The sequence below is a fragment of the Rhodococcus sp. WS1 genome (assembly GCF_003797745.1).
Classification (GTDB): domain Bacteria; phylum Actinomycetota; class Actinomycetes; order Mycobacteriales; family Mycobacteriaceae; genus Rhodococcus_F; species Rhodococcus_F erythropolis.
This window is the reverse complement of record NZ_RKLZ01000002.1, coordinates 907,475-927,909: the sequence shown is the minus strand read 5'-3', so window position 1 is coordinate 927,909 and position 20,435 is coordinate 907,475. Positions and strand designations below refer to the sequence as shown.

Here is a 20,435-nt window from a genome sequence, read left to right as displayed (position 1 = left end):
GTCAGTCAGTGATTGACCGATCTAGGAGGTTCCATGGAGGGTCAAGCAGTTCGTGAATACGGTGCGTTCATCAACGGAGCGTTCCGAGCCATGGGCACATCCACATTCGAGGCGCGTGACGCCGCTTCCGGCGCTCTACTCGCCACACTGTCTCGGTGCGGGCCCACAGAGATCGACGACGCGGTCGAAGCCGCCAGGCGGGCATTTCCTGCATGGTCGAACCTGACCGCTGAAGAACGATCCGCCAAAATCTTGCAGTTTGCCGCGCTCGTGGAGGATCAGGCCGAAGAGCTTGCCCAGCTCGAATGTATGGATACCGGGCGCCATATCAGTGAGATGCGCGAGGACTATCGAGCCGCCGTCTCACATCTGCGATACTTCGCGTCAATCTCGTTGGCCCACCATGGCTTCGGCCGCGAGTTGGCATCGGGATACCTGGTCGCGAAGCGAGTGCCATTGGGCGTATGTGGACAGATCATTCCCTGGAACGATCCCGTGGTAATGACGGCGTTCAAGATTGCACCTGCTCTGGCTGCGGGAAACACAGTGGTCCTCAAACCTGATGAAAATGCTTGCGTTTCCGTCATGGAGCTGGCCAGGATCGCCGCCGACGTGTTTCCCGCAGGCGTTTTCAATGTTGTCCCTGGTCTTGGCGAGGAAGCCGGCGCAGCCCTGATAGACCATCCGAAGGTCAGCAAACTCGCTTTCACCGGAAGCACCGAAGTCGGCCGACTCGTGGCACACGCCGCAGCCTCACGGCTGATCTCGACCACGCTCGAACTCGGAGGCAAAAGTCCCAGCATCGTGTTTCCTGAAATCGAGGACATCGATGCAGTGGTCGCCGATGCCACCGCAGGTGTCCTCATGTGCAACGGCCAATCCTGCTTGGCCGGAACACGTCTCTTCATCCACGAGGACATCTATGACACCTTCGTGGAAAAACTCGTCGCAGGATTCCGATCGTTGCGAGTCGGGCCGCCACTGAACGAGGACACCGAACTGAGCGGATTGATCCACCAGGAACACGCCGAACGTGTGATCTCCATGATCAGATCCGGTATCGACGAAGGCGCACAACTACTTACAGGCGGTGATCTGGTAGAAGTGCCGGGATTCGAAGCCGGAAACTTCGTCGCGCCGACGATTCTCGAGGTCGCCAACTCGATGCGAATCGCACAGGACGAAATATTCGGACCTGTCCTGTGCGTCCTCAGATGGAACAACTACGAGCACGTGATCGCAGAAGCCAATGACACTCCGTACGGTCTCGCTGCTGGGATTTATACCTCCAACCTGAAGAACGCGATGGAAACCGCGGATCGTCTTGATGCGGGCTGTGTCTGGATCAATCAGTACTTCAATCTGGGAGGCGGTGTCCCCTTCGGGGGATTCAAGGAAAGCGGCCTGGGGCGAGAGTTCTGCCTCGAGACGCTCAACGAATACACCCAACTCAAATCCATCACTGTCGCCACGTCGACGCCCACGACAAACCAAGGAAGCACAAATTGAAAATCTCGGGAAATACCATCTTCATTGCCGGCGGAACCTCCGGTATCGGCCTCGCACTTGCAGTGGGATTGCAGAACGAGGGGAACAAGGTAATCGTCGGAGGGCGTCGATCCGCTCTGCTCCAAGAGATCTCGGACAAGTACCCGGGCATCAGCACGGTCGTCATCGACGTGGACGACCCGAGATCCATTCGAACCGCACATGAATCCGTCACGGAGGAATTTCCCGATCTGAACGTCCTCGTGACGATGTCGGGAATCATGTACCCGGAAGACTTGAAGAACCCGGACTTCCTCGACATCGCCGAGAGAACGGTCACGACAAACCTTCTCGGAACAATTCGCTTGGCCGGCCAGTTCATCCCGCATCTGATGACGAAGCCCAATGCCACCATCGTCACCGTCTCATCCGCCGTCGGCTTCGTCCCGCTGCCCGTCACGCCCACGTACAACGCGACAAAGGCGGCGGTTCATCTCTTCACCGAGAGCATGCGCGTACAACTCGCCGATACCTCGATCCGGTGCATCGAACTCATCCCGCCAGGAGTCCGCACCACGCTGATGGGTCAGGAGAACTCGGAATCAGCTCTGCCACTTGATGACTACATTGCCGAGACCATCGGCCTACTGAAGGCGCACGACGACGCCACGGAAATCGTGGTCGACGCCGCCAAGCCGCTTCGCAACGCCGAGATCAACGGTGAGTACCAGCTAGTACTGAAGATGCTCAGCTGACACCCGAGTGTTGAGGCACATCGCAGTGCGGGGAGGGCAATTCGCCCTCCCTGCGCTGCGGATTCTCAACGGAGAACCCGTCTATGCACCACTGCGGAGTCCACGAACTGCGTGATCGATGATCGAGCGCACAGTGTTGTCGTCGATACCCGCGTGCCCGACCAACATCCGGTAGATCAACGGCCCGAAGAACAGATCGATCGCTTCCTCGGTGTCGATGTCTTCGCGAAAGTAGCCGGAATCCACACACCGCCGAATCAGTGCGGCGAAACCCCGACGACGTTCGTCGAGGAAGAAAGTGCGGAAGTATGCCGCCGTCGTCGGATCGTTGGCACACGCGCCGACAAGTTCGGCAAAGATCGACCCGAGTGGACCTCGGTAGAACTTTCCGATGTCACCTAGATAGTCGTTCAAATCGGCTTGCGCACTATCGGTCTCGGGAAATGTCAGATGACGAGCCATGAGCACGCCGAATGCTTCAGCAGCGATAGCTTGCCGCGACGGCCAGTGCCGATACAGAGTCACCTTGCTGACACCGGATTGTTCGGAGATCGCATCGATGGTCGCGGCCTTCATTCCACCGGATTTCAGAAGAGCTTCTGCTGATCTGAGGGCCTTCTCGTGAGCCGCCTCACTACGTGCACCGCTCGGAGGAGTCAGCAATCCCGTCTCGGCATCACCCGATCCCCGAAACACGCCGTCGTCGGGAGCGCGCTTACCCATGTCCACTCCTTAGTCCTTCAAGACCTTGCAGCACAGAGCATTTCCCGGCATCGGAGGACCCGGCACAGCCCAAGGCAGCAACTTGTCGCGATAGCTACTAGTCGTATCGTACACATGGCGCCCTGGACCGAATCAGCATGGTCACAACAACAAGCCCAATCTGATTGCGTCCGCGCATGATTCAAACAACCAGCGCAAGCCTCTCGTTTATTACTCAAAAGTAAGATAGCGTGTGGTCGTCATCACACCAGCCCGTCAAGTACCGAGAGACATACGAAACCGAAGGGTCGATCGTGGCATCGAGGATTCTCTTTCAGGGAGCGGTGGCGCTGACAGCCATTGCACTCACAGGCATCACGGCACCTACTGTCGCCGCGCAACCGTCGGCGGATTCCTTCTATCAGTACGACGGTTCGGCACCGCTGTCGTCGTATCAGCCTGGGGCCGTTCTCAAAACGAGGACCTTGCCCTATCACGTCGTCAACATTCCGACCCCGTTGCAAGCCGTGCAGGTGTTGTACCGGTCGACCGACGCTCTCGGCCGGCCGTCTGCGAATGTCACATCGATTCTTCGACCACCCAATGCCCAGCCGGACAAAGTTGTCTCGTTCCAGTCGGCCTACGATTCGCTGAACCCGGAAGACGGTCCGTCACGAGCTGTCGCGGGGGACACCCCGATCGGCAGCCTGACCGCCAGCGGACGGAACGTCGCCTTCGGCGGGACTCTCGCTTCCGGCGAAGCTGCCATGTTCGGTCCCCTACTGGCACTGGGCTACACCGTCGTCATTCCCGACACCGAAGGGCCGAACGCAGACTTCGCGGCGGGACCCGAATACGGAATGATGACTCTCGACTCTCTTCGCGCCGCCCGTAACACTCCCGAGACAGGTATTGCCGACTCAGCCGAGATCGGCCTGATGGGATACTCGGGCGGAGCAATCGCCACCAACTGGGCGTCCATCCTCGCTCCGGACTACGCCCCGGACATCAACGAGGACCTGATCGGCGCCGCCCAGGGTGGACTGTTGGTCAACCCGGCGAACAACCTCCGGTACGCAAACGGAAGCATCGGCTGGGCAGGCGTTGTCGGGATGGCAGTCGTCGGACTTGCCCGTGCCTACGACATAGATTTCGATCCGTATCTCGGCGATCGCGGACGCGAACTCCTACCTCGCATCGAGGATGCCTCGATCGGGAACGTCATCCTGCAGTACCCGGGGGTGACCTGGCAGGACCTTGCCAAACCAGAGTATGCGAACCCCAACTCGGTGCCCGAGTACGTCGACGTCGCCAACAAAATCAACATGGGCAACGCGCCGATACCCACCATCCCTATGTTCATCGCTCAAGCCGCAAACGGAGCCCTCGAGGGCACCCAGCCAGGTGGACCCGGCGTCGGCCCTGGCGACGGAGTCATGGTTGCCGGGGACGTCCGCACACTCGCCACTCGTTATTGCGACGCAGGTTTGTCGATCCAGTACGACCAGTACGACACCATCAGTCACGTTCCCGGTGGCGCGCTTTGGCTCCCCGGCGCCATCACCTGGCTCAACGACCGTTTCAACGGGAATCCGGCGCCGAACAACTGCTCGAACATCGCACCGGGCAATTCACTGGCGCCGGAAGAACACGCGGCGAGTTGAAGTATCCAACCGCCGGGTCAGATCCCGATGGCGAGATCGTCGATATCCGCGAGTGTGCCGCCGTTTTCGAGGATGCTCGTGTAGTTCCGAAGTCTGTTCTGATCTATTTCGGTAGTGCTGACCCCGCGCTTCCAGTACCCGAAGACAACTACATCGTCCTTCGCCAGGCCGACTGTCTTACGGAAATGCGCTCGGATGGAGCGCATTTCATCCCGTTCCCCGGCACCCCACACCGCATAGTCTCCTGGGTTCTCGAGCTCGAGGGCATATTCGGCGAGGCGATCTTCGACATGATGCAATTCGAGGCCGGGGATCACGGGCAACTCCGCGAAAGCCTCGGCGTCACCGGTGGCGACCCAACCGACACCGGTCACACCCTCGGGCCACTGAAGCAGAATCGAATAGAGGGCAGGTATCGCGGTGTCGTCGGCGAACAGTGCGACGCGGCGACCAGCGATCTCGGGAACGAGGAAGTGCGGGCGAGGGCCGGTGAGCGAGAACGTGTCACCCACACGGCGGTCGTCGGCCCACCGCATCATCGGGCTGGTGTGACCGTGCAGCACTACGTCGAAGGTCATCGAACCGCTCGACGCATCGAAGGTGCGCACCGTGTAGACACGAGAGACGTCGTCGTACTGCGGGCCCAACTGGATGCGGAATGCGACGTTGGGACGCAACCAATTCGGGTCGTCCGCCGACGAAGTCAGCTGGGCGGTGATGCGCAAGATGCTCTCGGTCGGACGTTCGACGCGTTCGACGACGGCAACCACGTCGTTGAGACCGCGGTCGTGATCTTCGCCGCGTGGCGCCTTTGCCGACGCAGAGGTTTCAGTTTCTTCAGGTCGAGATGCGGTAGTCATTGATATCTCCTGATCGGTGGTTCAGTTGTGGACGGGTAGCTGGCTGGCAGGTCTTCGATCACGCGGAACAACAAGTGGCCGTCCGGTTTCGGGATCTTCGAGGACCAGAGCCTCGAGGTCGAACACTTCACGCAGTAACTCAGGGGTGAAGACGTCCGAGGCACTGCCCTGCATGACGATTTTTCCGGACCGCATGGCAACTACGTGCGTGGCATATCGAGCCGCGAGGTTCAGGTCGTGCAGGACCGCGACCAACGTTCGACCAGACTGGTGCAGTTGGGAACAGAGGTCGAGAACCTCGATCTGGTGGGCGATGTCGAGAAAGGTGGTCGGTTCGTCGAGCAACAACACCGGGGTGCGCTGCGCGAGTGTCATGGCGATCCATACCCGCTGCCGTTGTCCACCGCTCAGTTCGTCCACCAATTGATCTGCTGCATTGCGCATTCCGACCTCGGCAAGCGCTTCGGCGACAACACGCTCGTCTTCGGGTGACCATTGGCGCAGCATGCTCTGGTACGGATATCGGCCGCGAGCCACGAGGTCTGCCACGGTGATCGCTCCGGGTGAGAGCGGAGACTGCGGCAGCAGAGCGATGCGCCGAGCCACTTCCTTGGTGCGGTAGGACCGAATGTCGTTACCGTCGAGCAGAACCCGACCCGATCGCGGCGCGAGCATTCTGCCGAGCGCACGCAACAACGTCGACTTGCCGCACCCGTTCGGTCCGACGACCACGGTGAAACCGCCGTCGGGGATCTCGAGACTCAACTCGTCCACGATGGTTCGATCGGCGTACCGGAGCTCGATCTTCTCGGCCTGTAGCCGCGATACCGGAGTAGCTGTAGTCATGAATCTCTTTCGTAGCAAGGTTTTCAGGCCTGACGGGCCAGCAGCCAGATCAGATAGGCACCGCCGAGCAGACTGGTGACAAGACCGACCGGAGTTCGGAGACCGACCTCGACCGCTTGGGCAATCAAGTCGGCGCCCGCCAACAGAACCGCGCCGAGCAGGAAGGAGGTCGCGACAAGAACACCGCTGCGCCGAGCCAACCGTCGTGCGATCTGGGGAGCTGCGAGCGCCACAAAGGCGATGGGACCGGTAGCTGCAGTTGCTGCTCCGGTGAGCGCGACCGCAAGCAGGATGCCGGCGAATCGGTATCGCTCCACGGAGATTCCGAGCGAAGACGCTGCGTCGTCGCCCATTTCCATCATGGTGACGCGCCTGGACACCACGACGAGAGCAGGAACGAGAACACCGACGGCGATCGCAACGCTGATCGCGTGTGGCCAACCGCGCCCGGTCAGCGAACCGGCCGTCCACTGCTGCACCACGGTGGCGTCGTCGATATCCGCGCGTACCACCAGGAACGACATCACGGCGCTCAGCATCGCCCCAACTCCGATGCCGACCAGGACGAGTCGAAGACCGCCGCTGACTCCGTCTTTGCGTGCCAGCGCGTACACGAGCATTGCGGTCAGCATGCCGCCGAGAACAGCAGCGCCCGCGGTCTGCAGTACCCCGCCGCCGAAGAACACGATCTGGACCACCGCCGCCGTCGCAGCGCCGGTGGTGAAACCGATGATGTCCGGCGAGCCGAGAACATTGCGCGAAAGCGTCTGGAAAACCGCGCCGGCCACACCGAGGCTTCCACCCACCCCGATCGCCGTGATCAGCCGCGGAAGACGGCGATTCTGGACGGACCGAACCGCCGCTGGGGTGCCTTCGCCGTTCAGAGCGCGCCACACCTCGCCCAAGGACAGGTCCAAGGTTCCGTACATCAGCGTGGCAAACGAGAGCGCCGCCAATGCCGCGCTGATTGAGATGGCTACGAACAGCACTCGCGGGACTATTCGCCACGACCACGACCCGATTCGAACCACCCAACCGCGAAAGAGCGGTGGGACCGGCTGCGCTGCAATCATGTTCACAGTGACGCCACCCGCCGTGAGCGAACGAGCGCGACAAACAACGGTCCGCCGAGCACAGCCACCGCGATCCCCGTCTGCAGATCTCCCGGCGAGGTGACAACGCGACCGAGAACGTCGGCCAAGAGCAGAAACGCCGGCGCGACGACGAGCACGCACGGCAGAAGAAGACGCAGGTCCGGTCCGACCACGCCGCGCACGATGTGCGGCGCAGCCAGCCCCACGAATCCGAGCGGGCCTGCCGCCGCGGTGGCTGCCCCCGCGAGCAGGATGACTGCTACAGCGGATCCGGCCCGGGCGGGGCCAGTGCGGGCGCCGAGCCCTTTGGCAACGTCCTCACCAAGAGCAATCGCATTGAGTGGACGAATCAGCAACAACGACAACACGATACCGATCGCGATGAAGGGAAGAACGGTGACGATCACGTCTCCGCCGCGCCCCTGCAACGAACCCACTGCCCAGAATCGAAACTGATTGAAGGCAGCCTCATTGCTGATGAGAACCATGCTGGTGAGCGCCGTGATCGCCGTTGCCACAGCGGCACCGGCGAGCGCCATGCGCGCTGGGGTCGCGGCGCTGCGATGCGCAGACCCCAACATGTACACACCCACCGAGGCAACGGCCGCGCCGGCGAGCGCGAACCACAGATAACCGCCGACCGAAGTCACCCCCAGATAGGCAATCGCAATCACGACTGCCGCTGATGCTCCGGCGTTCACACCCAGTAGCCCCGGATCGGCCAGTGGGTTGCGGGTGATCGACTGCATCAGCGCGCCGGCCAGTCCGAGCGCAGCCCCGACCACCAGGCCGAGAATTGTTCGGGGCAGGCGTGATCCGATCACCACGAGGTGTTCGTTGTTGCCGGCGTCGTAGGAAAGGATCGCGTCGAGCACGGTGGCGACGGGGATGTTGCGAGAGCCGAGTACCAGCCCACCGACGGATGCCAGCACGATCACGACCACGGAGGCCACGACCAACAACCCCGCACGCGCGGCTGTCACGGACCGCAGCGGTGCTTCGGTCCGGGACTGTGAAGAAGCGCTCACTCCGTCATCCACCGAACGTGGACACCAGCGACTCGACTGTCTGCTTGGCACTGAAGTAGTCGAGGCGGAAAGCCGCCGTTCCCATTGCGTAGACCCGATCACCCTTGACAGCAGGTTGATTCGCGAGAAGCGGATCGGCGGCAAGTTGCTTCTCCACGTCCTTGGGTCCCATCGAGACGGCAAACAGCGTCTGTGAGCCGTCAAGGGCGGCAGACATGTTCTCGGAGCTGACGATCGCGACGCCGGAGGCGCCCCGCTTGTCCGGGGCGACAAACTGCTCAGCGGGCTCGGCATAGGTGAAGCCGAGCGAGGTCAGCAGATTGCCCTGTGGGCTGTCGGCCCGGAACGTCCAGACACCGTCGGCACCCATGTAGACCAGCGCCGTCACCGGCTGCTCGGGAAGTTTGATCTTCCCGGCCTGCGTCGTCACCCAGCTGTCGTACTCGTCGACGGTCTTGTCTGCCTCGCTCTCGAGTCCGGTGACAGTCCCCAGCTGATCTGCGAGCTCCTCCCAGGAGCTGGCGCCGTAGTCGAGAAGAACGGTGGGTGCGATGTCGCTCAGCTGCGCGTAGGCGTCGAGCGTCGAGTCACCTCCGTTGGCGGACCCGATGATCAGATCTGGTTCGAACGTCTCGATCGCGTCGAGGTTCAGCTCGAGTTTTCGGTAGAGAACCTCTACTCCACGATCAGCTGCCACCTCCGACCACTGGGAGAAGAACCCCTGGTCATCGGTCATTCCCGACGGCGTTGTTGCCGCGCTGGCCACGACCGGCGCACCGATTGCAAGCAGCGTGCCGGTCAACGACGGCGAGGTGGACACGATTCGGGTCGGCTTCGAGGTGATCTCGGTACTGCGGTCGCCGTGATCGACGGTGCGCGGCCATCCCTCGGCAGAACCTGAGATTTTCTGGGTGCCCTCGGTCCCGGTATCGCTATCTGACGAGCTGGAGCAGCCGGCAAGAGCGAGGGCGACGACCGCGGCGAGTATTGCCGCCGTCGGGCGAAGTGATCTGCGCATGAGTATGGCTTTCTGAAGGTACGAGAGTGCGCCGCTGCGAACGCAGACAGCAGAGGTAAAGTTAGCCATACTTAAGTAACAAGGGTTGTCCAGGAGCGCCAACGTGTTACCACTATCAGACCCGGACGCGATCGGGTTAGGGCCGGTCCGCGCGAGCGCCACCGAGCCCAGCACCGCCCGCTCACCGCTGTTGTTCTGGGTTCTTGCAGGCAGCGGACGCGACCGAGTCGGATCGACGGTCCACGAGATACCAGCTGGCGAATCGCTGTGGATCCCGGCGGGTGCGCGATACGCAATGGAGACGGACTCGGATTCCGTCGCGTTTCCCATCCTGCTTCCGCCCTCGAACGGCGTCAGCGCCGGGCCGGCTACCGTGACGCGCCTGCGCGTTCCGCCCGGATGGGAAGACAGACTGATCCACGAGTTCGTTCACAACCTGGGCTATCTGCGCGGCGACGCTGCACACCCGTCGTCCTTGTTCGAGATGATCGCCCGGGCTGACGACGGGGCCACCTCGCTGCCGCGATTGCCGCAGTCACGGGAAGCGTTCGAGATCGCGCACGCCCTTTTGCGAACACCTGGCACCGACGACACCGAGGGACAATTCGCGAAGCGTGCCGGGATCAGCATTCGAACGCTCCAGCGGTACTTCGTGGAAGAAACCGGCCTCACCTTCACGCGCTGGCGGCTACGAGCTCGGATCGCCGCCTCGTTGGAGTACCTGAAGCAGGACCGCGAGATCGGTTGGATTGCAAACGAAGTCGGCTTCGAAACAGGAAGCGGATTCACCCGCGCGTTCCGGGCCCAGATGGGAGAGAGCCCGAGCGACTACCGTCGACGGGCCCTCTCCGGTCCAACCGATCGCAGCGTGGACACCGACAACGATCAAGCATTGGTCCGCATGCTCGCAGAGCCCAGGCAGCCCGGAGAAACTGCGCCGCCGATACCGGCCAACGCGACGTGGCCGCGCGTCAACGGCGCCCACGTCGCAGTGTGGGTTTACCGAGGCCAAGCCCGGGTGGACGTCGCGGACCGCAGCTGGGAACTGCGCACCGGCGAGGCCATGATTCTGCCTGCGGGCGTCCTCAATACCGTCACGGTTCCGACGGGTTCACTGCTGCTACCGCTCGGCTTCCGCTCCTCGAACGGGTCGACCGTATCTGCCGACGCCCTCGAGACCGTGCAGTTCTCCCCCGATGACGAATTGGCATTGCTGCACACTTTCGTCGCCGCCTACACACCCTTGCGCCCGCGTGGCCACGACAGCGCCGCAGCATTCGACATCATCGCCACCGGCCCTCTCGCACAATCGGTTTCGAACGGGTCTGCCGCCGATTCGATTGCCACACTTCTGGCAGCGACAATCGCCGCCCGACCGGCCGACCCTCGCACTCTGGACGAGTGGGCGCAAGAGTTCGGTACCGACGCGGCCAGGCTGCGCCGGGAGTTCCGTATCGAGACCGGCACTACGTATCCGCAATGGCGATCGCTTTCACGGATGACCCAGGCACGCACCCAACTCCAACTCGGGGTTGCACCCGGAACGGTGTCGAGGAACCTGGGTTACGCGCACCTGCCCGCATTCAGCCGAGCGTTTCGCACTGCGCACGGGATCTCACCGCAGCGCTTCCAAGCTCAGTCCGTCGAACGCGCCCTCTGGTTACGTTCTGTGCCGCGCGCCGCCGAGCCGAGCGCTCGGGTTCTTCACACCCACTGAACGAGCTGCCACACGATGCCGTTGGGATCGACGAACTGGCAGTAGCGCTCGCCCCACGGTTCGGTCTCCGGCTCTGTGACGACGGAGGCACCTTCGGCAGCGATGCGGGCGAACTCGGCGTCGACGTCATCGACCACGAATGCGATGAGCATGCCTTGCCCGGCCGAACCTGCAACGAAGTCCGGCTTGAACGTACCGAGACCGGTGCGAAGGAAGACCACGTTGACCCCGGCATCCGGATGATTCAGAGAAACGAATCCATCGTCGGACATGGCCTCGGTGAAGCCGAAATGGGTTTTCGCAAAGTGGGCCGACGCGTCCGTGTCGGCAACGTTCAAGGACAGAGCAGTGCTGGTGATTTTCATCGTGGCCTCCATGATCATAAACCTTGTGCAGTGCATACAGTATGCACCGTATAAGGTATACCACTGTTGAGGTATTCCCGATTTCTGGAGACGGCTGATGGCACGCGAACTGATCGACCTACTGTGGCGCGATCACCCCCTCGCACCGAAGGGTGGCGCCCGCGGCCCGCGCGCGAAGGTCACCACTTCACAGGCGGTCGACGTCGCTCTCGCCCTCGCGGACATGGAAGGGCTGGACGCGGTGACGGTGCGCCGATTGGCCGCCGAGCTCGGAATCTCGGGCATGGCGGTGTACACCCACGTCGGGTCCCGTGACGATCTCCTGGTGCTCATGGTCGACACCGTGCGCAGCAACAGTCCGCGCCTGTCGTACGGGAACATGACGTGGCGCAAGCGCGTGCGCCGGGTAGCCGAGGAGGAACTTGCCCTCTACTCGGAGCACTGGTGGCTCCTGGACATCACCGATCAGCGCTCCGCGTTGGGTCCGGGAACTATCGCGAAGTACGACCACGAACTACACGCGTTCGACGGCACCGGGCTGAGCGACATCGAGCGGGATTCCGCGCTGACGTTTGTCGCCGACTTCGCCCGGTCCTCGGCGCAAGCACGGCGCCCCGACCCCCGAGCGGCCGACATGGCCGAGGTGTGGTCGTCCTGGAACCAGCGTCTGGCTGCCTATCTCGGCGACAACTTCCCGCTGGCGCAGCGAGTCGGAGGAGCGGCCGGCGAAGCCAAGAACACCCCGTACAGCCCCGAGGCAGCGTGGAAATTCGGGCTGGACCGGGTCCTCGACGCCCTGGAAGGTCTTGTTCACATCGAATGACATTCCTGCAATTCGAAACCGCGAGAGCTGTTGCACGCCTAAGAGAATCAATCGACCCGAGAGGTACGGGGTTCCAGTGAGCTTCTGATCGAGATTCCGCTGCGCGACGCAACCAGCTAGCCCCGACTTCAACGGCATATATCCGCGGAGAAGGGGTAGACGAGTAGATACCGGCGGCACATCGACTCAACTCCAGGCGTGGTGGACAATGTTTCTCAGCGACCAGTCAATTCGTCATCACACCCGCCGTTTCGGTGCAGCTCTGTCGCCTTCTCACAAATGGCCTCCCCCGACCGAAACACAGCGCGTCGCACGCTGGAGTGAGAGGTCGGAGATGCTCGGCGCGCTGTCAGTACTCCTGTTCTGGGCTTTCGGCTTCGGCATCCTTCTGGGTGCGGGCGCGATTACAACAGGAATCTTTGCGCTCCGACGTCACCCGAAGAAGTCTGGCGGGCATCTGTTCTCGAATGCCCGCCAGCTGCCGTGGGATGCAATAGTCGGCCTCTTCACCGGCGTCATCGGTCTTGCCCTGAGCGGTTGGTTCTTCGTCGTGGTCCTACCCAACATGTAGGCGTCTGCTAGCCAAGGCCGTTCGCGTCAGTGGCCAATGTTCGGAGTTCCCGTCGTAGGATCTTGCCCGTGGTGGTGAGCGGCAAGCTGTCGATGAAGGTGATCTGCCTGGGGTACTGGTAGAAAGCAAGGCGGCTTTTCACGTGGGTCTGCAACTCCTGGCGAAGCTCTTCCGAAGAGTTCGTTCCTTCGGACAGAACGACAAAAGCGTGAACGGCTTCCCCGCGCAACGGATCCGGAACACCGATGACGCCGGCCATAGCTACCTCGTCGTGCGAGAGCAGGCACTCTTCGATCTCGCCGGGGCCGATCCGGTACCCCGCGGACGAAATGACGTCATCGGCACGCCCCTGGTACCAGAAGTTCCCCGCTTCATCGGTCCGACCCAGATCACCGGTATGAATCCACCCGTCGTAGACCTTTTCATCAGTCTTCGACGGTTGGTTCCAATAGCCGAGGAACTGTCCGGGGTTGCCTGCCTTCACACAGATCTCGCCTACCTGCCCCACCGCTACCGGCTCGCCGAGCGGATCGAGGAGGGTGACGTCGAAGCCCGGAAAAGCGCGACCCATCGAGCCGCTCACGGGCGTCCACTTCGAACGCGAAGTGCCGATGGTCAGATTCATTTCCGTCTGCCCGTAGAACTCGTTGACAGCTACGCCGAGTGTGTTTGCAACCCACGCCTGCAATGCGTCACCGAGGGCTTCACCACCAGTTCCCAATGCTCGCAGCCGAATACCACGCGCAGCGGTGCCGTCGACGCCGATACTCCGCATCTGCTTGAGCGCAGTCGGAGGAATGAAGGCACCCGTTACTTTGTGACGGCTCAGAATCTCGACCGCACGCGCCGGTGTGAATTTGTCGGGCGTCGCAACAACGGGGCACCCCAACGCAAGGGCTGGAAACAGAACGTCGAACAGACCGCCGATCCAGGCCCAGTCTGCCGGCGTCCAGAAGACGTCTCCCCGCTGCGGCGCATTGTCGAATGCCGTCCGCATACCGGGCATGTGCGCCAAGAGAATTCGGTGCCCGTGGAGGGCGCCTTTCGGATTCCCCGTCGTTCCCGAGGTATAGATGATGATGGCGTGTGAATCGGGGCCCGTCGCCGCCAATTCCGCGCTTTCTGCGGCACTGTCGACGAGGCTGTGGAAATCGAGAAGTCGAACGGGGGTCGAATCGGAGGGCTGATCCGTCTTTCCGACAACGATGACGGCTTCGATGCCGGGTATCTCACCTATTCCGTCGGCAACTCGTTCGTAACAGTCCTTGTCGACCACAAGCACTTTCGCTCCCGAGTCACGCATTCGATGAACGACCGCATCCGACCCGAACTTGACCGAAAGCGGAACGGTGACCATTCCGGATCGGAAGGCGCCCAGATGTGTCGCGAGAACCTCGATCCCCTGTGGGACCATCACACCGACGCGATCCCCTGAGACAAGGCCGAGATCCGCAAGCACGGTTGCGAACTTTCGGCTTGTCGTGGCGACTTCACCGAAGGTGTACCGACTCCAGTGTCCACCGGTGTCTACGACGAGGGCTAGATCATCGGGATTCTGCACATCGACACAGGCGTGCGCGATGTTGAATTGCTCTGGCACAGTCCATTCGAAGTCTTCTGCTTCGAGATCCTGCCACCATGACATATGCGGCCGAGAACTCACCGAGCACCCACTTCGAGGTCGAGGGAATGGGTCTCGCCTACCAGGAAAGAGAATTCGCCGGAGAAAACAAGGTCTCCGTCTTGGTTGACGAGTGAGCCTTTCGACGTCACGATCGCGGTCTCACCGTCCGAGCGAGGACGCACCGACAGCACTTCCGACACCGCATGCACCGAGTCGCCGAGGTAGGTCGGCCGGTGGAACCTGACGTGGTCAAGTCCGTAGAAGCACTGGAGGTAACGGGGATCCAACTCCACCAGGCCGAGCAAGGTGGACAGCATGAGTGCGCCGTGGGCGATCTGGCGACCGAAGCGCGTCTGCTGCGCGTAGTCGGGGTCGAGGTGCAGAGGATGGCGATCCCAGGTGAGGTCGGCGAAACTTCGCACATAGTCTTCGGTGACGACCCGCGGGTCCGTTACCGCAATGTCTCCGACAGAGATCTCTTCGAAACTCTTTGTGATCATTGAAGTTTCCTCTACTAGTTGACAACCGTTGAGCGTTGATCGACCGGCGGTAGATAGGCCCCGTTGTCATCGATGTACATGTCGCGGCTTCCTTCGTCGAGGTCGGTGTCACGGACGAAGTAGACGCTGATCAGCGAAATCACCGACAGGGCAGCGATATACACAGCCACCGCGAACGATCCACCTGTCGCGCGGACCAACATGGCCGCGACCATCGGCGCGATTGCTCCACCCAAGAGCACACCGATCTGGAAAGCGATCGAGGCCGCGCTGTAGCGCACCCGGGCGTCGAACAATTCGGCGATGAACGTCGCCTGCGGCCCGTACGAGATGCTGAGCATGAAGGCGCCGACCGCCAATGCGCCGGTGGTGATCCAGAAGTTGCCGGTATCTATCGCGGCGAATGCAACGAAGACCCACAGACCCATGCCGGTGATCCCGACCATCAGGATCCGGCGTCGGCCGAACTTTTCGGACAGTTGACCAAAGATCGGAATGAAGATGACGGCAACGAGCGCGGACACCATGACCGCGCCGAGCATGAGGTTTCCGGACAGCAGATCGAATTGATCGGCGTACGTCAGGCTGTAGGTGTTGAGGATGTAGAAGTAGGCGCCGGTGCTGATCATCGAACCTGCGGCAAGAATGATCTGGCGAGGATAGTTCTTGAACGCGTCGACCATCGGGATCTTGACCGCGGTGTTCTGCTGCTTCACGCGAGCGAATGCCGGAGTCTCTTCCAACGCCGTGCGAATGTACAGCCCCACTGCAACCAAAGCGATACTCAGCAGGAACGGAATTCGCCATCCCCACACCAGGAATTGGTCTCCGGTGAGCGCCTTGGTGCCGAACATGACGGCCGTCGCCAGCAGAAGGCCGGCGGGCACACCCACCTGCGGCATGCTGCCGTAGAAGCCGCGGCGATTCTTGGGTGCGTACTCCACAGCAGTCAAAACTGCACCGCCCCACTCGCCGCCGACGCCGAATCCTTGAATCAGCCTCAACACAACGAGAAGAATCGGGGCCCACACACCGATCTGGGAAGACGTCGGAAGGACGCCGACCAGGAATGTTGCAGCTCCCATCAAGAGAAGTGCAAGCACCAAGACCTTCTTGCGTCCGATGCGGTCACCGAAGTGGCCCATCACAACACCGCCGAGTGGCCGCGCCAGAAAGCCGACCGCAAAGGTAGCGAAGGAGAGAATCGTCGCCAGCGCGGGATCTGCGCCCGAAAAGAACAGCGGCGCAAAGACCAAAGCGGCGGAGGCGCCGTAGATCTGAAAGTCGTACCACTCGATCGTGGTGCCGACCAGAACTGATCCGGCTACACGCCGCAGGGCAGGCCTGTCGACAGTTGCGGGAGATGGAGGATTCGCGTCGTTCATGTCATTGCTCCTTGTATGGAGTGCCCTGTTAGCTCGCGCACCGAGGGGAGGCTCGACAAGAACACTATGCAGTGACCCAACGCACAGTCAAGCATTTTTCAATCGATCGATTGATGAATAGATATGTAATTTGCCAGTACACAGGCAGCTATCAATCAATTGATTGACGGTCAGTCGATTTCGGCGGCGATGCTAGCATGATTGGGCAACCAACCGAAATGAGGATCATGGACCTGGGGCGCGTTCAACGGGCGGCAGTCACGCTGTTCGCGACGAAAGGGTTCGCCGCTACCGGCATTCGTGAACTCGGAGCAGAAGCCGGCATCAACTCGGCAACGCTCTATCATTACGTCGGCAGCAAAGAGTCACTGTTGGCCTCGATCATTCGGTCGTGCCTCGACGAGCTGACACAGTCGGGAGAGCGGGCGATGCGTCGCAGCGCCGATCCCGTGGTCCAGCTCGCCGGCCTGGTGTCGTCGCACGTCGGCATTACCGCTGTCAACCAACTGACTGCCCGCGTCGCCGAGTACGAGATGCGCGGATTGACCGGAGACAACCGCATCGAGTTGCAGACGCTGCGCGACGAGTACGAGCTTCTTTTCGGACAGATCCTCGAACGCGGACAACGCGTGGGCGCCTTCGACATCGAAGATCTGGCATTGAGCCGACTCGCGATACTGGAGATGTGCACCGGGGTTGCGCACTGGTACCGGCCCGGTGGGCGTCTCGAGTTGGAAGATGTCCAGCGATTCTTCGTCAGCACCACATGCAAGCTTCTGTCGGTTCCGTCCGACGAACTGAACGGAGTGGACTTCATTCACGAAGTTCGAAAGCTGGACAGCGAACCCGAGACTCAGTCCTCCGAAATTTGGGGCACCCACGCACAGAGCGACTTCGTACGCCAGTCCGAACTGTAATCACACCAGAACTTCCGCGCTCTGATACGAACTGAACATGCAACTACCCGCGGACAGTCATGTTCACAGCGAGTGGTCGTGGGATACCGGCGGGCCACAGTCCGACGCTTCCGGGCGAATGCAACAGACTTGCGCACGTGCCGAAGCAATCGGATTGCCCGCCTTGGTGTTCACCGAGCATCTCGACTTCGATGCTCGGTGGCGCACAACCGCCGCAGATCTGATGCCCCATCAACATCACCTGCTGAGCACCGACGGCTACGTCCGCGCACCCATCCTCGACCTCGACGGCTATCTCGACAGCATCGAACGATGTCGACACAGTTTTCCTGAATTGAGGATTCTCACCGGAGTCGAGTTCGGACAACCGCACCTGCACGAAGCGCAGGCGTCGCACCTCCTTGATCTCGGTGTGATCGACCGGGTATTGGGTTCCTTGCACACGCTCGAAGTCGGCGACGATCGGAGTGAACCGAACACCCTGTTTCGAAAGTGGGGCGCCGACGAAGTGATGTGGACTTACCTCGAAGAGATCCCGCGTATGGTGGCTGGCTCTCAGACCTTCGAGGTGTTCACCCATATCGACTACGCAGTGCGTGCATGGCCGACCGAAATCGCCGGACCTTTCGATCCCCGCCGATTCGAGGACGGATTCCGAAATGCGATGCGCGCTATCGCCGAAAGCGGTCGGGCGCTCGAGATGAACACCCGTCGACTGTGGTCCTGGATACCCCAGTGGTGGAGCGAAGAGGGAGGCAAAGCGGTGACATTCGGAAGCGATGCCCATGTGCCCGAGGCTCTGGCGGCGAACTTCCCGGAAGCGACAGCGATGCTCGAACACTACAGATTCCGTTCAGGTCGAAGGCCCGAAGATTACTGGACCCGCTGACCTTCTGTTCTCCTGGCCGACATTTCCGTGAGCAAAGGTTGCCGGAGGCGGATCTACCCGCAATAGTCGATGTATGGATCGGTACAAGATCACGATGCCCGACGGCTCCTCGACCGAGGAACCTTTCGACTCCGACAAGGAAGCAATCGCGTGCGCCGTGGATGCCAATCGAGGCGTCAGCAAGCACCTTGTAGTCGAGAAATACGCGGCCGACGGCCGTCTGATTCCTACTGCTCAGGCTCCTGCGAAACACAAGGGACATCACAAGAATCGTTCGAACAGTTGAATTCTCGACTACACCACGCCTGTCGAACTTGGTGTGCGACGACCCGACGCGTGACGCAAAAGTAGATGGATCGCATGCTCGACGGTTGCTCCCAGGACGGCTTCGGGGTCACCTGAGAAGACCTGTTTCTCTGTTTCAGCGGTCCCATGGTCGACGACTCCGAACCACACAGTTCCCGGTGGGACGTTCTCCTGGGTATCCGGACCGGCTTCGCCGGTGACGGCCAGTGCCAACGTCGCGCCGAACAGTGTGGCAGTGCTGTGTGCCATGACCCGAGCAGCGTCCTCGCAGACGACTGGGCCGTCAGGAACATGAAGAACGGAATGCTTGACCGCTCGGGTATATGCGACGATCCCGCCACAAAACCAGGAACCGGCGTTCGGCGCCTTTCCTAGATGTGCGGCGATGTTCCCGGCGGTCAACGATTCCGCCGTCGCCACCGACAGACCGTGTTCCTCTACTACTGCGGCCAACTGCCTGCACATATCGTCGAGATCCTTGTCCGACGCAAGCTCGGGTCGTGGATCGCCATTCATATGTTCCTCCTCCTGCCGTCCGATCGGTGACCTCGATAAGAAATTGGAGGTCTTGGAATGCCAATTCCAACCGTGCCCTACAGCTCACTGCCACCTTGTGAACTGCACCCTTCGAAAGTGCGTCGGGCGCACTCGTCGATCACATCGGCCACCCGTGACCGGCGTGCGAGTTGCCGGCGCTGCACGATCGCCCCGTTTCCGTTGCTGAAGACCTTGTCCAAGGAAGCCGTGACCTGCTCGAACTCTCCGAATGCGGTCAGAGCAGGTTCGACATGATCCACCAACCGCCGAACCGCCTGGTGTGCAGTCAGCAAACGCACGGATTCCACGTCCAGCGACCTGCCGTCGAGTCCGTCGCGTGCTGCACGCCAGCAAGCCGCGCGGAGTAGCTCCTGATCGACGGCAGGCGCAACCTCACCTTTGGTGATCGCAGCGGATGCGGTGCCGACGAGTGCCTGCACCAGTGTGGCCAGAGTCATCGTCTCCTCCACGGTGGCGGGCACGTCGCTGATCCGAATCTCCACGGTGGGAAGGTGATCCGACATGCGCACGTCCCAATAGACCATGTGCGGATCGAGAATGACCCCCGTCTCCAGCATCGCTGCAACGGCATCTTCGTAGTGCCCCACGGACTCGAAGAAGGGTGGCGGACCCGAACTGGGCCATCTGCCGAACAGAACGTAACGCCAACTCGCATAACCGGTATCGCGTCCCTCGCTGATCGGGGAGTTCGCCGTCAATGCCAACAAAGTTGGTAACCATGGACGCAGATGATTGATGATCTGGACCGATCGTTCTCGATCTTCGACACCCACGTGAATGTGGCAACCACACATCACACCTTCGGTGATTGCACCGAATTGACCGGCCATCCGTTGGTACCGCGACTTCTGCGTGATCTCGTCGACCGGTGGATCGTAGAAAGGCGTCCCGACTGCTATGAGTTGACATCCCACGCGGGCAGCGGCATCGGCGGTGAGGGCACGAGACTCACAGAGTTGGTCACGAAGGTCACGAATGTGGCTGCCGATCGAAGTGGAAGTCTCCACCTGACAACGTGTGAGTTCGAGTTGCAACGAGATACCGAGTTCTCGCCCGGCAGCAGCAACCTCGGAGTTGCGCAGACTGGGACGCCCAGTCTGCGGATCGCAGAGCAAAAACTCCTCCTCGACACCGAGAGTCGGTGTACCTACCGAGAATAGGTCAGGAGTCGGCTTCCCATTCATAGGCCTTCCTCGCACCGGTTTTCCTCCACACCCGATACTTCGAGCGTACGGCTTTCTCCGCACTTCGGCACTACTCCATCTGTTTCATTCACCCATCGATCGGGTAGTTGCCCTGTGAACCGACGACGAGCGAAGAATCGC

At 61.2% G+C, this 20,435-nt stretch carries 21 protein-coding genes; 9 read left to right on the top strand and 12 right to left on the bottom strand.

Annotated elements, in window-relative coordinates; all coding sequences use genetic code 11:
• The first annotated feature begins 33 nt into the window (after positions 1 to 33).
• Positions 34 to 1,509 carry an aldehyde dehydrogenase family protein gene (locus EEB12_RS16855; protein WP_141488167.1) on the top strand — a complete coding sequence of 492 codons (1,476 nt, stop codon included), beginning with the start codon at positions 34 to 36 and terminating at the stop codon, positions 1,507 to 1,509.
• The gene (locus EEB12_RS16850) at positions 1,506 to 2,243 is read left to right on the top strand and encodes an SDR family oxidoreductase (RefSeq protein WP_021333299.1); all 738 of its coding nucleotides are present in this window, start codon (positions 1,506 to 1,508) and stop codon (positions 2,241 to 2,243) included. The genes EEB12_RS16855 and EEB12_RS16850 overlap by 4 nt, the downstream gene beginning before the upstream one ends.
• Before the next feature lie 81 nt (positions 2,244 to 2,324).
• Here the strand turns inward: EEB12_RS16850 and EEB12_RS16845 are convergent, their stop codons facing one another.
• Positions 2,325 to 2,966, bottom strand: coding sequence for a TetR/AcrR family transcriptional regulator (locus EEB12_RS16845; protein ID WP_021333298.1), 642 nt, complete (start codon positions 2,964 to 2,966; stop codon positions 2,325 to 2,327).
• A gap of 293 nt (positions 2,967 to 3,259) precedes the next feature.
• Here EEB12_RS16845 and EEB12_RS16840 point away from each other — a divergent pair, with 293 nt between their 5' ends.
• On the top strand, positions 3,260 to 4,609 hold the full coding sequence (locus tag EEB12_RS16840; RefSeq protein ID WP_020909627.1) for a lipase family protein: 1,350 nt from the start codon (positions 3,260 to 3,262) through the stop codon (positions 4,607 to 4,609).
• A gap of 17 nt (positions 4,610 to 4,626) precedes the next feature.
• On the opposite strand, the gene EEB12_RS16835 is transcribed toward EEB12_RS16840, so the two are convergent.
• Genes EEB12_RS16835 through fepB form a run of 5 tightly spaced genes read right to left on the bottom strand, consistent with a single transcriptional unit; the run spans position 4,627 to position 9,455 of the window.
• Positions 4,627 to 5,469 (bottom strand): siderophore-interacting protein, encoded by an 843-nt coding sequence (locus EEB12_RS16835; RefSeq protein WP_141488166.1) that lies wholly within the window; start codon positions 5,467 to 5,469, stop codon positions 4,627 to 4,629.
• A 21-nt stretch (positions 5,470 to 5,490) separates the two neighbouring features.
• A complete protein-coding gene (locus EEB12_RS16830; protein ID WP_141488165.1) occupies positions 5,491 to 6,315 on the bottom strand; it encodes an ABC transporter ATP-binding protein in 825 nt (274 codons plus the stop codon).
• Between the two features lie 23 nt (positions 6,316 to 6,338).
• Positions 6,339 to 7,388, bottom strand: coding sequence for a FecCD family ABC transporter permease (locus EEB12_RS16825; RefSeq protein WP_256921926.1), 1,050 nt, complete (start codon positions 7,386 to 7,388; stop codon positions 6,339 to 6,341).
• A 2-nt stretch (positions 7,389 to 7,390) separates the two neighbouring features.
• Positions 7,391 to 8,437 (bottom strand): FecCD family ABC transporter permease, encoded by a 1,047-nt coding sequence (locus EEB12_RS16820; RefSeq protein ID WP_258537278.1) that lies wholly within the window; start codon positions 8,435 to 8,437, stop codon positions 7,391 to 7,393.
• A 4-nt stretch (positions 8,438 to 8,441) separates the two neighbouring features.
• A complete protein-coding gene (fepB, locus tag EEB12_RS16815; protein WP_141488163.1) occupies positions 8,442 to 9,455 on the bottom strand; it encodes a Fe2+-enterobactin ABC transporter substrate-binding protein in 1,014 nt (337 codons plus the stop codon).
• A gap of 103 nt (positions 9,456 to 9,558) precedes the next feature.
• On the opposite strand from fepB, the gene EEB12_RS16810 reads away from it, so the two are divergent.
• Positions 9,559 to 11,172 carry a helix-turn-helix domain-containing protein gene (locus EEB12_RS16810; protein WP_141488162.1) on the top strand — a complete coding sequence of 538 codons (1,614 nt, stop codon included), beginning with the start codon at positions 9,559 to 9,561 and terminating at the stop codon, positions 11,170 to 11,172.
• Here EEB12_RS16810 and EEB12_RS16805 read toward each other — a convergent pair.
• Entirely contained in the window at positions 11,160 to 11,537 is a 378-nt protein-coding gene (locus EEB12_RS16805; RefSeq protein WP_092765721.1) for a VOC family protein, read from the bottom strand. The two genes, EEB12_RS16810 and EEB12_RS16805, sit on opposite strands and share 13 nt — an antisense overlap.
• A 97-nt stretch (positions 11,538 to 11,634) precedes the next feature.
• Here EEB12_RS16805 and EEB12_RS16800 point away from each other — a divergent pair, with 97 nt between their 5' ends.
• Both EEB12_RS16800 and EEB12_RS16795 read left to right on the top strand, forming a co-directional pair.
• Positions 11,635 to 12,360 carry a TetR/AcrR family transcriptional regulator gene (locus EEB12_RS16800; protein ID WP_141488161.1) on the top strand — a complete coding sequence of 242 codons (726 nt, stop codon included), beginning with the start codon at positions 11,635 to 11,637 and terminating at the stop codon, positions 12,358 to 12,360.
• A 334-nt stretch (positions 12,361 to 12,694) separates the two neighbouring features.
• Complete coding sequence (locus EEB12_RS16795; protein WP_134999369.1) at positions 12,695 to 12,931, top strand: hypothetical protein; 237 nt, start codon at positions 12,695 to 12,697, stop codon at positions 12,929 to 12,931.
• A 7-nt stretch (positions 12,932 to 12,938) separates the two neighbouring features.
• Here EEB12_RS16795 and EEB12_RS16790 read toward each other — a convergent pair whose 3' ends face one another.
• Genes EEB12_RS16790 through EEB12_RS16780 form a run of 3 tightly spaced genes read right to left on the bottom strand, consistent with a single transcriptional unit; the run spans position 12,939 to position 16,440 of the window.
• Positions 12,939 to 14,594 carry an AMP-binding protein gene (locus EEB12_RS16790; RefSeq protein ID WP_232816832.1) on the bottom strand — a complete coding sequence of 552 codons (1,656 nt, stop codon included), beginning with the start codon at positions 14,592 to 14,594 and terminating at the stop codon, positions 12,939 to 12,941.
• Positions 14,591 to 15,055: a MaoC family dehydratase gene (locus EEB12_RS16785; protein WP_020909637.1), complete on the bottom strand. Its 465-nt coding sequence runs from the start codon at positions 15,053 to 15,055 to the stop codon at positions 14,591 to 14,593. Before EEB12_RS16785 ends, EEB12_RS16790 begins: the two co-directional genes overlap by 4 nt.
• 14 nt (positions 15,056 to 15,069) lie before the next feature.
• On the bottom strand, positions 15,070 to 16,440 hold the full coding sequence (locus EEB12_RS16780) for an MFS transporter (RefSeq protein WP_019745950.1): 1,371 nt from the start codon (positions 16,438 to 16,440) through the stop codon (positions 15,070 to 15,072).
• A 218-nt stretch (positions 16,441 to 16,658) separates the two neighbouring features.
• On the opposite strand from EEB12_RS16780, the gene EEB12_RS16775 reads away from it, so the two are divergent.
• The 3 genes from EEB12_RS16775 (at position 16,659) to EEB12_RS16765 (ending at position 18,532) form a co-directional block, all read left to right on the top strand.
• Positions 16,659 to 17,357, top strand: a complete 699-nt coding sequence (locus EEB12_RS16775; RefSeq protein ID WP_232816831.1) for a TetR/AcrR family transcriptional regulator — start codon at positions 16,659 to 16,661, stop codon at positions 17,355 to 17,357.
• Positions 17,358 to 17,394: 37 nt separating this feature from the next.
• Complete coding sequence (locus tag EEB12_RS16770; protein ID WP_141488160.1) at positions 17,395 to 18,246, top strand: PHP domain-containing protein; 852 nt, start codon at positions 17,395 to 17,397, stop codon at positions 18,244 to 18,246.
• A 73-nt stretch (positions 18,247 to 18,319) separates the two neighbouring features.
• Positions 18,320 to 18,532 carry a hypothetical protein gene (locus tag EEB12_RS16765; RefSeq protein WP_029256626.1) on the top strand — a complete coding sequence of 71 codons (213 nt, stop codon included), beginning with the start codon at positions 18,320 to 18,322 and terminating at the stop codon, positions 18,530 to 18,532.
• 8 nt (positions 18,533 to 18,540) lie between these two features.
• Here EEB12_RS16765 and EEB12_RS16760 read toward each other — a convergent pair whose 3' ends face one another.
• Together EEB12_RS16760 and EEB12_RS16755 are read right to left on the bottom strand one after the other, a co-directional pair.
• Positions 18,541 to 19,068, bottom strand: a complete 528-nt coding sequence (locus EEB12_RS16760) for a CinA family protein (RefSeq protein WP_020909639.1) — start codon at positions 19,066 to 19,068, stop codon at positions 18,541 to 18,543.
• Positions 19,069 to 19,145: 77 nt separating this feature from the next.
• Complete coding sequence (locus EEB12_RS16755; RefSeq protein WP_021346024.1) at positions 19,146 to 20,294, bottom strand: glutamate--cysteine ligase; 1,149 nt, start codon at positions 20,292 to 20,294, stop codon at positions 19,146 to 19,148.
• Positions 20,295 to 20,435: the final 141 nt, after the last annotated feature.